Raw genomic sequence first — 16,965 nt, forward strand, 5'->3', positions numbered from 1 at the left:
ACATTATGGCTGCATTACCAGATACCCGGATGCCCGGCGTGATCACACTCGAGGTGCCTACTCTGCCACCATCGATCGGCGTTGTACCCAGTGCAGTGCCTTGTTTCATTGGCTACACCGAGTTCGCCAATAAAAACGGCGCCGACGTGACGCTGAAACCCGTGCGCATCCGCAATATGCGGGAGTATCAGGATTATTTTGGTACCTCTCCCGACAAGCAAATCGATATTAAGCTGCTGGAAGTGGTGGATGATCTCGACGTCACCAAAACAGTCAGGATTGATGTTAAAGTGGTTCCCGATCAGGAATTCAAATTCAGGATGCATTATGCCATGCAGTTGTATTATGCCAATGGTGGAGGACCTTGTTTTATCATCGCGGTTGGCAGCCAGGCTGGTGGAATAGTGAGCGTAGGGGACCTGATCAAAGGTGTGGATGCCGCGAAACTGGCGAAGGATATCACTATTTTATCCTTTCCTGATGCCTGCAAGAATTTAACCGACGCTGATTATTATGGGACTTTGGTTCCCAAAGCATTGGAACATTGCACCAAAATGATCAACCGGGTAACACTGATCGATGTCGATGACAAGAACAAGGATATAAGCGACATCACAGCTAATTTCCGGACACCGATCGTTAAAAACATCAACCTGAAATATGGCGCTGCTTACTATCCTTTGCTGGACACCACGATCGATTACAAGTTCGATCCGAAATTCGTGACTATCACTTCGCACCACGCATTTACCAGCGGGTTACTCATCAGAGCCCAGGCCCTTGATCAGCTTAAACCTCAATTGGATGCCATAGCACTCATTAAAGCGGCGATCACGGCAACCGCGGCCGCTGATGTAAAGGCATTGAAACTTGAACTTCAGAAGCTGGCACGAGAAAAATTCCTGACGATGCCTGACAGCGTCACCGCCGCTCTCGACAAGCCTGGGGCAACAGTTGACACGGTAAAAGCGGATACCAAGGCCGCATTCGACGATTTCGAAAAGGTTGCAAAGGATAAAGAGAATGCTTTTGAAGCAGACCAGAAAGTCATAGAAGACAAATTCACCGCTGCACACTTTATCCCAGCAGGCACTAAAATGGCAACATTTGAGACCACTAATAACCTGTTATTCAACAAGATTAAAGAGGCGATCAACGCAGTGCCGGTAACCCTTCCGCCAAGCGCGGCAATGTCCGGGATCATGGTACAGACCGACGCCACACAGGGCGTGTGGAAAGCACCGGCCAACATTGGACTGGCAGCCGTAATCAGCCCCACTGTGGAGATCGACGACGATTTTCATGCAGACCTGAACGTCGATGCAGCCTCGGGTAAGTCGGTGAACGCAATCCGCGCTTATGAAGGAAAAGGGATACTGGTTTTTGGCGCACGTACCCTGGTTGGCAATGACCTGGAATGGCGTTATGTGTCCGTCCGCCGTACTTTTTGCTTTATTGAAGATTCCATTGCGCGTGCCATGCAGGATTTCATTTTTGCCCCCAACACGCGCGACAGCTGGATCAAGGTGAAGGCCATGATCACCAACTTCCTGACCGAGATCTGGAAATCCGGAGGGCTGTTTGGAAATACCACGAACGAAGCGTTTCAGGTAAATGTAGGCTTGCCTGAAACAATGACCGACGTGGATATCCTGGAAGGCCGCATGATTGTCGAAATCAAGTTGCGCGTGGCGCGGCCGGCTGAATTTATTATCCTGCGTTACGAGCATAAGTTCCAGGCCAGCGCGGCATAAGTTCCACATAGTCAAAATATTAAATACTAGCTTATCATGGCAGATAACATATTTTATCCAGTTCCTAAATTCCGTTTTAAAGTAAAATGGGATAATCTTTCGAAAGAAACCGAGATCGGTTTTACCGAAGTCACCGGCCTTGATTACCAGGTCGACCCGATCGAATACCGCGACGGCATTGACATAAACCTATCGAAAAGAAAAATGGCAGGTCTCCGGAAATTCAGCAATGTGGTGATGAAACGGGGCGTATTCAAAGGCATTCACGACTTTTACGACTGGATCGACGGCGGCGAAAATGCCAAGGATACTTCTGTCGTCAAACGCAAAGGTTACCGCCGGACGGTCAACATCACGCTGATGGACGAAGCGGCGGTAGAGGTGATTTCATGGAACCTTTCCAATGCCTTCCCGGTCAAAGTCCAGTTCAGCGACATGAAGGCCGACGGCAACGAGGTATCCATTGAAACCATTGAGCTGGCCCACGAAGGTGTTACTGTTTCCTATCATTAATCACCCGCATCATGGCCTTTTATCCACCGGTCAGCTTTTATTTCAAAGTAACCATCGACGGTTTCCCTGAGGCGGAGGCCGACTTTCAGGAGGTAACGGGCCTGAGCATGACCCTGGAGACATTGGCCCTGAAGGAAGGCGGCGAAAACCGTTTTGTGCACCAGTTACCTGTGAGGACTACCTCAGACAAGCTGGTGCTCAAAAGGGGGCTCAAAATCAGCTCGCCCCTGTTGAACTGGTGCAGCCAGGCCATCGAAGAATTTTCGTTCAGTCCCAAAAACCTGGATATATTTCTTCTGGATCCCGGCAGGCCCGATTCCCTTACCAACCCGTTGGCGGCCTGGCACATAACCCGGGCTTACCCGGTCAAGTGGTCGGTTTCGGCATTCAATGCCATGAACAATGAGCTGGCCATCGAGACCATCGAAATGCAGTACCAGTATTTTACCAAATCATTTCCCGGCTAACGGAACAAGTACAAATGGTAGATATAAAAGAACTGGTCATAAGGGCCAACGTGAACGAATCGGCCCCTGATACAAATGGTAAAAAAGGCGGCAATGCCCAGACCGGACACCCTGCCGCCGATATCCGCGAGGAAGCTGACAAAGCGATCATCGAGTCTTGCGTAAGGCAGGTACTGGCGATTCTGGAACGACAAAAAGAACGGTAATTATGGAAAAGGCTTATGTGAACAAATTGAGGCTGGCGTCGATCCACCTGGATACCAGTTCGCCGCTTGCCGTTGCCAGCTCTGTATTGCAAACCCTTGGCGGCGGCGTTTTTGAACTGCCGATCAACCCGGAGCAATACCAGCGGCAGTTCAAGATCAAATACAATACGCCGTCGGAATCCGGTGCGGCAAAAGAAAAGACCGAATCGCAGTTCAATTCGGTGGAGCCGGAGGTGCTTGACCTCAAATTCACCATCGACGGAACCGGCGTGGTACCGATTCCCAAGCAGGCCATCGATGCGGTTTCCCAGGCACTTGCAGCCGGCGGACCCGATGCCCAGCTCGCATTTGTGACGGCCAAACTGGCCCAGTTGCAGTTGGTTGTCTACGGCGTGCAGGACGAGTCGCACCGTCCGCCGTTTATCATGGTGAACTGGGGAAAACTGGTTTTTCTCGGGATTTTGCAGGAAATGACACAAAATTTCACGCTTTTCCATTCCTCCGGGCTACCGCTCAGGGTGGAAGTGAACCTGAAATTACTCGAGTTCAAAATGCCCAACGCGGCGGCGGCGGCAATGTCGCTGCTGTCCCCGGACCTGACCAGGACTAGAGAAGTAAAAGCCAGCGACACCCTGCTGAACCTGTGTACGGAAATTTATGAAAAGCCCGACTATTACCTCGAAGTGGCGAAGGTCAACAAGCTCACGAATTTCAGGAAGTTGAAACCGGGCATATCCCTGCAATTTCCGCCAGTGGCAGATTAAGACAACAATTTCAATTTTTATTACGCAAAAAATGGCCGGACTTCCTTCGATTCCATCACTGGACAGCGCGCCCAGCTCTCCAACCCATACCGTCAGTGTTACGTTGAAAATGGACGGCAAAGATGTGACCCAGAACCCGGGTGGCCTGGTTTCGCTGTCCATCTACCGCGAACTGAACAAGGTCCCGTCGGCCAAGCTGATTATTTCTGATGGCAAGGTTGAAAAGGGCACCTTTGCCAAAAGCGGCTCACCGCATTTTGTGCCTGGTAAAATGGCCGAAATCCAGCTGGGTTACCAGAACAAAACCGAAAGTATTTTCAAAGGGTTGGTGGTGCGGCACGCGATCAGTGTGCTGCATGGCCGGGGCTCGGCGTTGGAACTGGTGTGCAACGATGCAGCCATCCGGATGACCCTGGTACGCCAGAGCAAATATTTCGTTCAAAAAACGGACAAGGATATTTTCAGGGAAATTTTGCAGAAATACAGTGGAAACGGGATCACCGCCGGCGACCTGGCAGATACCGGCTACACGCATCCCGAGCTGGTTCAGTACCATTGCACCGACTGGGACTTTCTGGTCATGCGGGCCGAGGCCAACGGGCTGGTGGTATGGTGCCAGGATGGCAAAGTGAGCATTATGAAGCCAGAAGTTGCCGCCAAAGCCGATTTTGCCGTCACCTGGGGCGAGGAAATCATTGATTTTGAAGCGGAAATGGATGCCCGAACACACTTTCCGGATGTGGAAACAGCGAGTTGGGACAGCACCCAGCAAAAAATGGCTTCCGAAAAAGGATCCGGGAACTCGGGAGGGGGAGGCGGATTGGGTTCGGCAGCAAGCGCATTGGGCGGTGCAGTATCCGCGGCAGCCAGTGCCGTGGGCATAGACCTCGGCGCTGAAGACGCGACGCACCATTTCCCGGATGTACTTTATAAAAACCAGAAACCGGGTATGTTCCATGGTGGTGATATGGCCACCGAAGAACTCAGCTCCTGGGCCAAAGGATGCAAAAGGAGGGCCGAATTATCGCAGGTACGCGGGAGGGCCAGGGTGCGTGGCAGAAACTTCAAAGTGATGCAAACCATTGAGTTGAAAAAAGTAGCAGCGCGTTTCAATGGCAAGCACCTGGTGACGGGCGTGCTGCACCAGGTACACGATGGTACCTGGCAGACAGACATCCAATTTGGCCTCTCGATCAAAACATTATCACAGACAGCTCCGGAAATCGCCATGCCCGACGCCTCGGGGCTGCTCCCTGCGATCCGCGGGTTGCATGTGGGCGTTGTGACGAAAATCGGGGGCGATACCCAGCCGGGCGACCAGCGTATCAAGGTCAAGATTCCTTTTATCGCCAGCCAGGGAGGAAGTAATGAGGGCATTTGGGCACGCTTGGCGACATTGACGGCCGGCGAAAAGCGGGGATTTGTTTTCCGTCCCGAAAAAGGGGACGAAGTCATCCTCGGCTTTATCAATGATGATCCAAACGACGCGATTGTTCTGGGTTCATTGCATAGCAAAAAATTTCCCGCGCCTGTTAAAACCAGCGATGACAACTTCGAGAAAGGGATTTTTGCCAAAAACGGTATGCAGATGGTTTTTGATGACAGTAAAAAAAGCATCGAACTCAAAACAAAGGAAGGCTACACCATTGTACTCCATGACACAGACGGCAAAATTGAAATCAAGGACAAAGAGAGTTCGATCAAACTTTCCTCCGCCGGGATCGCCATGGTGAGCGAAGCCAGTATATCGATCGAATCCAAGCAGGTTGTGTCCATCAAGGGAAAGCAGGTGCGGCTCAATGATCCGTAAAATGTACCGTATGTACTGACCATTTTATCATCAAACAACAAAGAAATAATGGGTGCAGCAGCCAGAATGAACGATTTGCAGCAATGCCCGGCACCGCTGGAAGGCGGCGGGGGTACGCACGTAGGCGGGGCGATCCAGGTGGCAGGACAGCGGACCGTCTTTATCAACGGGGTGATGGCGGCCACGGAATTGGATACCTGCGTCTGTCCCGGCAGCCCCAATCGTATCCTGAAAGGTTCGCTGTCCGTCTTTTTTAATGCCAAAGGCGCTGCGAGGGTCAACGACCCTACCCTGCACGGAGGCAAAGTAGCGGTGGGTTCACCGAATGTATCAATAGGAGATTAACACTTGCTTACATGGACACAAATTTGTTTTCAGAAGCCCCCGAACGCAAAAGCTTTCTGGGCACCGGCTGGGGTTTTCCCCCGCAGTTTTCCAAAGTAACGCATACTTCGGTAATGGTGTCGGATGAGGTGGACATCTGGCAAAGCCTTTGTATCCTGTTCAGTACCAGTCTTAAGGAAAGGCGCATTACCATGGATTATGGATGCAACCTCGAAGATTATGTCTTCGCGCCTGTCAACGTATCGCTGCTCTCGCTTTTGGAAGATATGCTCAAAGAGGGCATCCAGCTGCACGAGCCGCGCATCAAGCTCGACAAACTGGCGATCACGCCCGATGAGCTCGAAGGCAGGCTGGACATTCTGATCAGCTACATCGTGCGCAGTACCAACACCCGCTTCAACAAGGTTTATCCCTTCTATTACCAGGAAGGCACCAACGTAGATTTTTAATAAACCAAGGCTATGTCCTATCCGCAAAAATCCGTACACCCGCTTGAACGTCAGGGTACTACCCAACGCGAGCGGCTGCTGAAAGCAATACTTCCCGAGAACCTGATACTCGACGACCGCAACATGGCCGACCTGCTCGCCTTTGCCGGTGAATATGCCAAACAGGTCCGCTATTGGAACCAGGACAACTATCCCGACGGCGACTGGACTTCGTTTTGGGAGCAGGACATCAGCACATTGCTGGCCATCGTTGCCGCCACCGATCTGAATGAGCTGCAGGTGAAATTCCGAAGCGCCGAGCTGGACTTCGTGAAAGCCTGCAAACAGGAAAAGAAAAAAGAAGGCATACCTTATTGCGAAAAGGCGCTCGTAAAGCTGCACGCCTTGGTCGTGCAGATATTTGAAGTAGCGGTCCGCATCGAGGACATTTATGGAAAGCTGCCCCAAAACCATCCGTTCCGTATCGAGGTAGGCGCGTTGATCCAGGGGAAACTGGGGCTCGGGCAGGGCAACAAAAAATTCGACCACCCGCTGGCACAGCTGATCAGCTACCACAAGGGAATCAGCAATGACAATCAGCTCATTGACCAATACGCACCATTGATCGCCGACCCCGAGACCTGGGGCCTCACCGTCCACGATTTTCTGAACTGTATCGATTACCGGCAGATCACCCACAAAGACCAGGCAGAGCTCTGGCGCTTGTTCCTGGATTTTTTCAAAGTCTTGACCTTGATCGTTTCCAAAGCGCAGAAAGCGTTTCAGTTGACGGTCAATCAAAGAGGCGATCATCCGCCCCATATCGCGTTGTTCCTGTCGTTCTGCCTGTTGTTCCGCCGTTACCATCAGGCAGAATTGAATGGTATGGTCGGCAAACACCTCGACTATTACTATCGGGACGTATTGCGTTTGCAGGAGCGCCGCGAGATCCCGGACCGCGTTCATCTGGTGTTTGAAATTGCCAATGACCTGGAATCATACCGGTTGGGCAAAGACACGCTTTTTCTCGCAGGGAAAGACAAAAACGGCGACGACCTGTTGTATGGGCTGGCGGACGAATTGATCTTGAACAAGGCGTTACTTGTAGAGAAACAAAACCTGTATTTTCACAAAGACGAAAGTGCCGATCTGATCCCCATTGCGCTGCCATTCGCCGACCGGAAAGACGGCTGGAAGCTGGCTTTTCCAAAAGGGAGAAAACTGTGGCACTCGTTCTGGGGGGCGGGTTTGTACAAAAAGCTGGTTGCGAAAACCAATCTGCTGACCAGAATAATTGGTAAAGAAGCATTTAAGTCCCCCGAAGTTTTAAAAATCGCAGAAGAAGCAACCCGGATCATTGGTAAACCCGGATTTTTGATTTCATCTCCTGAATTGTACCTGGCGAAAGGAGGGATCAGGCAGATCACAATCGGCGGGATTGATGAAAAAGTATTAGGCCTATTCGATATTGCCATCAGTACCAAAGAGAAAATTGAAAGCATACCGGCCCCGGCGGCGGCTATTGCATTTGATCTTAAGTTATCGTCCAATGCAGATTTTGAAGGAGGAGTTCAGGAGGTTAAAAGTTCGATCATTGGGAACCTGTATATTGATGCCAATGGGCAGGTGGCCGGTGCTGCCGAATTCAAAACCGGGGATGACAATTCACGTGCCTTTTTTGGAAGGGTATCCAACATTTCCTTTAACGAGAGCAAGGTTAAGACTTTTTTCTTCTCAGGTAAGGCCGTTATCGATGATGGATCCATCACGATCAGCGGCGCGGACCTATTTGATTCCAGAGTTCCATTCGACATTGTTTTGGAAACAGCAAGGAGAACTGAGGATATTAAATCGATTACGGTCAGGGGTAAGAAATTTGGTACAGCGGGTGGTAACCTGAATATTTTACTGGATCCGATAACGATAAGAGGCAGTGTAGAAAAGTCTTTTGCGGCTAATCCGGCCCAGTTGATTCTCCCACCTTCATTTCCGGATATCGTACCCGTAGCAAATGACCCCTGGGTACCTGGCGGCTTGCCTTTTCTGCGATTTACCTTAAGAAGCGGAACAGATCTGAACGATATTGAGGCAGCTAACTTCCAGAGCCTGACGTTGCAAACCAGCAACAATAACCTGAAAAATGTAAGCATTCAACTGGGGGATACCTCCTATACACCCACATCAGAAATACCGCTGATTGGTAATAATCTGAACGATTCAAGGTTTTCGCTTTATGTAATTGCGCCGGAACTGTCGGTGAAAAAAGTCAGGCAACCGGTTCTGACATTACCCCTTCCCGGCGAAGACCACGAACGAATGATCATGAAGATGAATCAGAAGAGCAATGACGTTTTTCAGAGATCCGAAGCTGAAAATATCGACTTGTTCAATTTCGACCTTACATCACCCGTCGCTTACAAGGTAACTACGCCACACGCCTTTTTCAGGAAAGACATTGTTATTTTTCCCACCGGGGCAGACAATCAGGTTAATGTTCTGAAATTACCTAGCGAAAGCATTTCGGTGAGTTACACAACGGAGCCCGTAACCATCAAGATCGCAGGAGAAGCCTCCGTGGATAAACTTTATCACATTGATTATCTGGGTGGTTACGCGGAGGCGAGAAAGAGAACACTCATTCCAGACCGCATGCTTCCGGCGTATGATGCGCCAATGGGTTCGCCAAAGCCCGCAATTCCCGAAACCAAAACAGCCGATGGTAATCTGCGGCTGGGTATCCAGGACATCCTTCCCGGACAAACTCTTTCCTTGCTTTTCCATTTCGCGGAGGGCACCGGCAACCCCGACCGGATCGCCCCCGATGAAATAGTATGGTCATACCTGCGCGAAAATGTGTGGGTTCGGATTCCGCCGCAATTTATCCTGAGCGACGAAACCCTTGGCCTGCGCAAAACGGGCATCATCCGTTTCCAGATCCCCGCCGACATCAACAATGGCAATACGCTTGCGCTGGGCGAAAATGGCCGGAAAGATCTGTACTGGCTGCAGGCATCCGCCACCGAGGATCCGGTCCTGAAAATCAGCCTGGACGCTCTGCCGCAATTGAAAGACATTTTTGCCCAGGCCGGTACCGCGATCTTTGAAAATAACAACAACGACCTGGCCCATATCGACAAAGGTTTGCCCGCATCGAGCATTACCCAGCAGCGTTTCCGCGATGCCAGTATTTCCAAAGTGGAACAGCCGTTTATTTCGTTTGATGGCCTCCATGCCGAAGCCAGCGACCAGCCTGCCTATTACCGGCGCATCCACGAACGGCTCCGGCATAAAAACAGGGCGATCACGGTTTGGGATTACGAGCGGCTGACGCTTGAACATTTCCCCAGAGTGTCTTTGGTCAAATGTCTGCCGCATACGCGCGACAGGGATGTACACCAGCCCGGTTATGTGACATTGGGCGTGGTGCCTTATCCGGCGAACATGACAGGCGACACCAAATTTTATCCGATTTTCAATGCAGGCGACCTGGAAGAAATAGAAAGGTTTTTGAATAAGCTCAACACCTATTTTATCAACCAGCAGCATGGAGGCGTGGTTTGCTGCTGCACCAAAGATTCGGATTGCGGCTGCGATCACGACGGCAGGTTATTGATCCGCAATGCCATCTTCGAGCCCGTGCGTTTACAGATATGCGTTAAGTTCAGGCCGGGTAAGGAAGAGTTATTTTACAAAAAGCAGCTCAACGGCGACCTGAAAGCATTTCTGGCACCCTGGGCGACCGACGAGCAGAGCCCGCTGGTTTTCGGGATCCGCATTTATACGGTCGAATTGCTGCGCTTCCTGGAAAATCTGGATTATGTAGACGTGGTTTTAGGAATAAAAGTGAAGCATTTCCCTGATCGCGAAACGGCGGAGAACAAGGAGGCGCTCATTGATTTTGAGGAAGTTGAAACCATTGAACCTTTTACTTCCAGGTCGCTGCTGACCACTTACCTCGATATGCTGAACGAGGATAATCCCAATGTGCTGGATCACCAGATCCTGATAGCGGGGGAGGATGGCTGCGAAGACTGCGGCTGTTAAGTTTCTCAATACATCATTGATTACCAGATTATCACCTCTCAAAATGGCTACGACACTGACAGTTCCGAAAATATTGAATTACCCTCCCGGCATGAATTACCAGTTGCTCCGCCGGGAAGGTCTGCGCCACCTGGAAAGACTGGGCTCTTCGGTCTGGACCGATTTCAACAGCCACGATCCCGGCATCACCATCCTGGAAGTGCTTTGCTACGCTCTGACGGACCTGGGTTACCGTACCCAATTGCCCAATGCCGACGTGTTTGCGCCAGGTATCGATTACAAATCTTTTTTCACGGCCGGCGAGATCCTGCCCAATGCGCCGGTGACCGCGCTCGATTTCAGGAAAATACTGATTGATATTGAGGGCGTAAAAAATGCGTGGATCAAAAAAAGCAAAAAGGAAGATGTGCTGGTTCAGATCGATTTCGGAAAGAAAGCCGACATGCTGGATATTCCCGGCTTACGACGATATTTGGAGGAATTTTCAAAGGGTGATCCAACCATGCCGTCGCTAACATTCGAACCCAATGCCGTGGAAACGCTGGAGACTTTGAGCAAGCCGGATTTTCAGCAGGCAGTAACCGATTTTTTTGATAAAAGCTTGTCCGAGGACTCCAAGCCGACTGGTGACAAACGCAAAGCGCTGATCCTGTTCCTGATTGAAAACCGTTTTTCCGAGATAGAAAACTGGGCGAGAACAAAATTTGATGATGGCTATCAGAAGGCCCTGGCGCCTGCCCTGAGTTTTCTGGACATCATTAGGCTGCTCCGCATACAATTAACGGCTTATTGGACCTTGCCGAATGCCGAACGACTCCCAGTGAAAACAAGTGCGTGGGATATGCTGGATACTTTTTTGCAGGTGAATCCAGCATTTCAGGACGAAATAGTACATCCGTTTTTAACAGCTTATCTGATCAAAAGCAGCCTGATAACCGAAAAGAAGGAAGAAACAAAATACAAGCTTTTCTCGCCAAATGGTATCTACAAAATTTACCTGCAATTGGAAGAGGATTGCCAGGCTCAGGAAGACAAAATCCGCAAAACCGCCCTCGCAAAGCTGCATGAAAACCGGGCATTGTGCGAGGATTTTAATCCGGATATCAAAGTCATAGAAACAGTCGGGCTGGGCATTCAAACTACGATCGAAGTGACACCGGGTGCCGACCTGGTGCAGGTGTATGCCGATATCCGCTATGCGGTGGAGGAATTTTTGTCGCCCTCGGTGAAGATGTACAGCTTGCAGGAAATGATGGACAAATATGCCACTTTCACGCTTTCCAATGCTTCTTTTGAACAACTGGTAGACGCTGACCTGCCCGCAGATGTATTGGCTGACCTTGAACCGTTGCGCGGAAAATTGTTGACCGGCTTATCGAATTGGAAAACCGAAGTCGCCCAGGCTGTGGGAGCCGAAATGATGCCGGATTACGAAGGTATCCTGCTGGATGCGACTGAAAAGTCGTACGACTCCAGCCAGGTATTCGAGGGTCCAAGACTTACGCATGGGTTTATCGATGATACCGAGCTCGCCGCGGCCGACTGGCGCAGGACGATCTACAAATCGGACCTTTTCCAGGTGATTTCGCGGGTTGAAAATGTGGTAAGGGTTCAAAAGCTCGTCATTAAAAAATGTGGCGAGAAAACCAGCAGCGATGAATGGTGCCTGAAATTCGATTGCGACTGTCAGCCGACGACCGATTGGAATGATACATGTTCTTCGGTGCTATTTACAAAAGGCGGCCGCCCCGTTTCCCTCAATGATTCCATTGAATGGGAAGTGCAGGACCGGCTGGAACAATTACGCGCCCAAAATGCAAAGATCGACCGGACGGGGAGTATGGACCTGGCATTACCCAGCGGAACCCGGCGCGACGACCTGGCCGATTACACCAGCATTCAGGAAGAATTCCCCCGTACTTATCACATTGGGCGGGAAGGCATTGTCTCCACAGAAACATCGCTTCGGAAAGCACAGGTGAAGCAGCTGAAAGGCTTTTTAATGTTTTTCGACCAGATCCTGGCCAATTATCTGGCGCAACTGGCCCAGGTGCGCGAGGCGCTTTCGATCGAAAAACCAATAGAAAAAATGTCGCTCTACCAGACGTTGTATGAGATACCGTTTGTTAAAACACTCTTTTCCGGCCTGGCCCCGGGCGAGGATTGGGAAACGTTCAAAAACGATCCGGCCAATGCCTACGTACAATCATTGGAAAAGCTCGCCAAAGGAAGTGATATCACTTACAAGCTTCGCCAAAACCAGATCCTGGACCATCTGCTGGCCCGTTTCGGAGAAGCATTTACGGATTATGCCTTTGCATTATTCAATATAGAAAACCCCCTCGAAGACGCTGCAGACAGCGATGAGGGTGTAAAAGACTGGCTGAAAGATAAGAGGCGGTTTCTCAAACAGCTGCCTTCGCTGGGCAGCCTGCGGGGACGCGGCTTCAATTACCAGGCCGAACCGGAAGACGATAACCGGCATTTCTGGGATTGTGATAACATTGAGGGCTTCAAAAGACGTGTGCTGGCCCAGCTGGGCATCAAAGAATGGTCCCGCCGGACCGTCAGCGTACTACCGCGATTTGTGATGGATGCCAAACTGGAAATGGTCGGGAAATCGCGCAGATACCGTTTTGGGATCAAATCAGAGCAAGACAGCCCGACATTCTGGATGACCAGCACGGCATTGTTCAGCCAGGTCGATTCGGCTCATACAGAGGGAGACCGGTTTTTGTCACAATCCGCAGATACCGACCATTATAGCGTGGTTTCGGACGACAATGGCACACGCTGGTATGCCGGCTTCTGGGAGCAGGAAGTAAGCGGCCCGGCCGGCAGTGGTTTTGCGGCGGCTTTCGACAACGCCGTGATGCTTTCCGAGCCCTTTGATTCAAAAGAGGAAGCGTCGAAGTTCTTACGGAAAATAACAGATTTTGTAGAAGACCCATGCAGCAGCGACAATTTCCATGTGATCGAACATATCCTCCTTCGCCCGCTCGACAAAGATTATTCGATCCTCACCCCGAGGTCGCTGTCCGCGGATTTCGGCGGGTTGGACGCCTATTCGTTTCAGATCACACTGGTGGTGCCGGATTGGGTTGACCGCTTCAAAATCCCGGCCCAATATGCCCACTTTGAGCAGCTTGTGAGGATGGAAGTACCAGCGCATGTGATGCCCAGGGTCGTGAAGCTCGACCGGACGAAAATGATCGATTTTGAGGAAACTTACTACGGCTGGCTGAATGTGAAGACTGATCCGGCGGCCGAAAGCTTTGACCTCAGAAAAGCAGCAAATGCACTTATCGAACTTTTAAACAAGTATTGAAATGACCGCACCAACTGAAAAGAAACAGAGCGTCGATGTATGTCTCTATGGGCACGGTATTGTTTGCGGGCTCACGGTACAGGTCAATCCCAACTGTGATATTGAGCTGGGCGGCGGCACTGTGGTAACCCAGGACGGTACCGTTATCGCCCTGCCCGGAGAATGCTTCAGTTATTACCTCAAAGTGCCGGGCCAGGCCGTTCAGAAGTACTTTCCGCATAGCTGGAGCGACAAGGACAGGGCCAACCGGCTGGTGATGGAACTGGTCCCCAAAGGCGAATACAACCCTAAAACCATGGATTCACTTAAACAGCAAAATCCGAGAGACCTGCCGACCCGCAACTTGCTCGATGATAAAATTGCGGTCATCCTGATCCCCGATGATATGCCCGGTCAGCGTTATGTTCTGCTGGTAAGCCCCTCGGTTTTGGTTGAAAAGGATGCGGAATTGCTGGCGAAAGTAAAGGAGCTGTCGAGGAACGATGTCATCGAAAACCGGAACGGTATTTTCAGGCGACCCCATCAGAACAAGCCGGTCTTTTCCAACGAGGTCATTGCCCACGCGCTCCACCCGCACCTGCAGCTGCAAAAGATTTTCATCCCCAGATTTGGGTATAAAACGCTGGCGGTAGCCGATCCCGGGCAGCCGTTCGGCACGGATAACCTCGCCGATCCTTTCGAAAAGGTGAGGCTCTTCCGTGACATTTTCTTCGAATACAAGGCGATTCTCGACGATCTTATCCCAAGGTTCTGTACAGTGCTCGAAAAGCTGCACGAATTGTACGGCGACCGGCTTTCGCACAAAGGCCGCGGTTACTGGACACAATACCGTACCATTTTAATCCAGAAATGGCAAGTATTTTTGAAAGAAGGCGAGCACTTGTTTTACGTCCAGTATTTCTACGACTGGCTCACAGACCTGGTTAAGGCATATGATGAACTGAGTGTGCAACTTTCCGCATTCAAGGCCTCCTGTTTTTGCGTTCACCCGGCAAAAGACAGGGAAAAACTGCCTTACACCTTAGTCCGGTTAGGGCCTGTCCTGGGCGGAAGATCCAGTTACACGCCCGTCAATTTCAGGGACTATTTCGAGCCCGCCATGAGCAATGGGGACGCTTCGGAAGACTGGAACGAGATCCGGTTCCTGCACTGGAGAATGATGATGATGATCTGGACTTTTGATCTCCCGCAACTCAAACTGGACGAGAAAGTGCTTGTGGCGGGCCATTACATCGCGCCGGCCAGGGAGTTTGAAGATTCTACCAATTACTTTGAGAAGGGCGACACCGGCCTGACAGACATGGCATTGAAATTCACACCGGGGCAGACGCCAGATGCCGAATTGGGCAGGCAGGCGATCCCTTACTATTACCCGCTGGATGCCGACAGCCCGTATTCATTGCACCGCTATTGGAACTACCGGCTCACCCAAATGGGGCAAACCAGCCGGGTCAGGTCCTACAATGGACACGGCGGCAGCGATTCCTACACCCATAACCGGGATACCCTGTTCCCGCTGGCGTTCAATCTCAGAAACGAGCCATTCCTGCGCGCGGAGGGTCATATCGGCAAAGTGATGACTATCAACGGTGAGGCCGACCCCAAGAAGATTTCGCCGGACTGGGCAACTGCTATCGACCGTTATAATCTGACCGCCAACATCCTATTCGTGCCTGTTTCGTGCCTCCGTGGCCTGAAAACAAAGAATTACCCCGATGGATCGGGCCTGGCCAAGGGTTTTCCCTCAGCCCAACAATCCAAGGTAGGCCTGGAACACACGGCCGGTATCGAACAGGGCCAAACCCTTGTCATGGTGTACGTGGATCAGGCCGACAGCGAACAGATTGATCTGAGCGAGTGTAAGAGCGATACCCTTCCCGAGGTAGGGCAATTTACGATCGTGGCCGATTTTACGATACCGCACGCAGGTCCGTTTGTGATTGACATTCCAGCGTAAATACATTGTCCGACATGCATAATCCGAAACCATGAACCATACGATCCAACGTCTCACTGTGGAGATCAACGCGATAAACAAATCGTTTGCCCGCGAGCGCGGGAACGAAGTGTCCCGATGGTGCCGGACAGATGCACTGCGAGGCATGCTGGCAGAAAAGCTGGACAGCCTGGTCCCGGACAATATCGTACTGACAATACCCCGGTTGGAAATTGACGTCGAGGCAGTTGATGAGCATTCGTTTCAAAGGAGCCTGATCGAAAAACTGTTAAACGGGATACTGGACTCGACTTCTTTTCCAAAAGATGCCGTCGGGCAACACCGGGAGCAATACGTGTTCCAGATGGCTATGTTCTTTTTGAAGAACGGCTTTTATCCTTCCAATCTGTCAGGTGAAAAGATCATGCAGGTTCGCCGGTTTCTGGAAGAGCAACCGGCCAATACCGACTTTGTTTTCTGGACGGAATTCGCGAACCAAACGAAAACCTCGCCGCAAATTCTTTCCAGGCTGATCCGGCATTTGGGATTACTGCCTGTGAGGCGGATCCTGGCTAAATTCTTCAGCGTGCATTTCAATGCTTCGATCACTGAAAGCTGGATCCGGGATTTCTGGACTGAAAACAGCCAGAGCCCGGGTATGATGTCGCCTGAACTGCTGGCGTCGGAAGAAAACGTATGGCTGTATTTTTTGCAAAATAAAGAACATACCGGCCTTAAAGACCGGTCGGCGTTTGCCGCAGTTTGCAACCAGATGTTGATGGGGGAAAACGGGGTGCCTGACGTCCAGGAGGAAACAGCCTTACTCGAAGAGAAAAGCCCGAAAATCGAATACCACATTGAAAGTGCCGGATTGGTCTTGCTGGCGCCTTACCTGCCCCAGCTGTTCGGAAGTTTGGGATGGATTGAAAACCGAAACTGGCTGGATAAGGAAAATCCGTACCAGGCTGTATTGCTGTTGAGCTATCTGGCACATGGGGCCGCGGCACCCAAAAGCAGCGCGAACGACTGGACACTCCCTAAAATTTTGTGCGGCCTGCCGCTAGGGACGTTGATCCCTGACCACATCGTGCTTACCCAGGAGCAAATGGATGTGACTGAGCGGCTTCTGGTAGAAATAATTGGGTTCTGGGAAGTATTGAAATCCATGTCCCCGAACAACCTGCGGGCCATGTTCCTGCATCGAAACGGTACCCTCGCTTTCCGCGAAGACGGCGAGGCAGGGCCGGGCTGGGTGCTGCGCGTAGTTGAACGCCAGGCACAGGATGATCTGATTGACCGCATGCCCTGGGGTTTTCGGGTCACCAAACTGCCCTGGATGCAGGATACGCTCTATGTGAAATGGTAAAATA

Annotated in this window: 12 protein-coding genes; all 12 read left to right on the plus strand. The window is 51.1% G+C overall.

Annotation, left to right across the window (positions count from 1 at the left end; genetic code table 11):
* Nucleotides 1-5: 5 nt before the first annotated feature.
* Genes AC1XUF_RS16195 through AC1XUF_RS16250 form a run of 12 tightly spaced genes read left to right on the plus strand, consistent with a single transcriptional unit; the run spans nucleotide 6 to nucleotide 16,961 of the window.
* On the plus strand, nucleotides 6-1,754 hold the full coding sequence (locus AC1XUF_RS16195; RefSeq protein ID WP_483342861.1) for a phage tail sheath family protein: 1,749 nt from the start codon (nucleotides 6-8) through the stop codon (nucleotides 1,752-1,754).
* Nucleotides 1,755-1,790: 36 nt separating this feature from the next.
* The gene (locus AC1XUF_RS16200) at nucleotides 1,791-2,267 is read left to right on the plus strand and encodes a phage tail protein (RefSeq protein ID WP_483342862.1); all 477 of its coding nucleotides are present in this window, start codon (nucleotides 1,791-1,793) and stop codon (nucleotides 2,265-2,267) included.
* A gap of 11 nt (nucleotides 2,268-2,278) precedes the next feature.
* Nucleotides 2,279-2,734, plus strand: coding sequence for a phage tail protein (locus tag AC1XUF_RS16205; protein ID WP_483342863.1), 456 nt, complete (start codon nucleotides 2,279-2,281; stop codon nucleotides 2,732-2,734).
* A gap of 14 nt (nucleotides 2,735-2,748) precedes the next feature.
* Nucleotides 2,749-2,940: a DUF5908 family protein gene (locus AC1XUF_RS16210; RefSeq protein WP_483342865.1), complete on the plus strand. Its 192-nt coding sequence runs from the start codon at nucleotides 2,749-2,751 to the stop codon at nucleotides 2,938-2,940.
* A gap of 2 nt (nucleotides 2,941-2,942) precedes the next feature.
* Nucleotides 2,943-3,704, plus strand: coding sequence for a CIS tube protein (locus AC1XUF_RS16215; protein WP_483342866.1), 762 nt, complete (start codon nucleotides 2,943-2,945; stop codon nucleotides 3,702-3,704).
* A gap of 31 nt (nucleotides 3,705-3,735) precedes the next feature.
* Entirely contained in the window at nucleotides 3,736-5,514 is a 1,779-nt protein-coding gene (locus AC1XUF_RS16220; RefSeq protein ID WP_483342867.1) for a phage baseplate assembly protein V, read from the plus strand.
* A 48-nt stretch (nucleotides 5,515-5,562) separates the two neighbouring features.
* Nucleotides 5,563-5,859 carry a PAAR domain-containing protein gene (locus AC1XUF_RS16225; RefSeq protein WP_483342868.1) on the plus strand — a complete coding sequence of 99 codons (297 nt, stop codon included), beginning with the start codon at nucleotides 5,563-5,565 and terminating at the stop codon, nucleotides 5,857-5,859.
* An 11-nt stretch (nucleotides 5,860-5,870) separates the two neighbouring features.
* Nucleotides 5,871-6,308 (plus strand): GPW/gp25 family protein, encoded by a 438-nt coding sequence (locus tag AC1XUF_RS16230; protein WP_483342869.1) that lies wholly within the window; start codon nucleotides 5,871-5,873, stop codon nucleotides 6,306-6,308.
* A 12-nt stretch (nucleotides 6,309-6,320) separates the two neighbouring features.
* Nucleotides 6,321-10,331 carry a hypothetical protein gene (locus AC1XUF_RS16235; RefSeq protein ID WP_483342870.1) on the plus strand — a complete coding sequence of 1,337 codons (4,011 nt, stop codon included), beginning with the start codon at nucleotides 6,321-6,323 and terminating at the stop codon, nucleotides 10,329-10,331.
* 43 nt (nucleotides 10,332-10,374) lie between these two features.
* Nucleotides 10,375-13,659: a hypothetical protein gene (locus tag AC1XUF_RS16240; protein WP_483342871.1), complete on the plus strand. Its 3,285-nt coding sequence runs from the start codon at nucleotides 10,375-10,377 to the stop codon at nucleotides 13,657-13,659.
* 1 nt (nucleotide 13,660) lies between these two features.
* A complete protein-coding gene (locus tag AC1XUF_RS16245) occupies nucleotides 13,661-15,616 on the plus strand; it encodes a hypothetical protein (RefSeq protein ID WP_483342872.1) in 1,956 nt (651 codons plus the stop codon).
* A 31-nt stretch (nucleotides 15,617-15,647) separates the two neighbouring features.
* Complete coding sequence (locus tag AC1XUF_RS16250; RefSeq protein ID WP_483342873.1) at nucleotides 15,648-16,961, plus strand: contractile injection system tape measure protein; 1,314 nt, start codon at nucleotides 15,648-15,650, stop codon at nucleotides 16,959-16,961.
* Nucleotides 16,962-16,965 lie beyond the last annotated feature (4 nt).

The sequence above is a fragment of the Dyadobacter sp. HNCC25DJ185 genome, assembly GCF_056895195.1.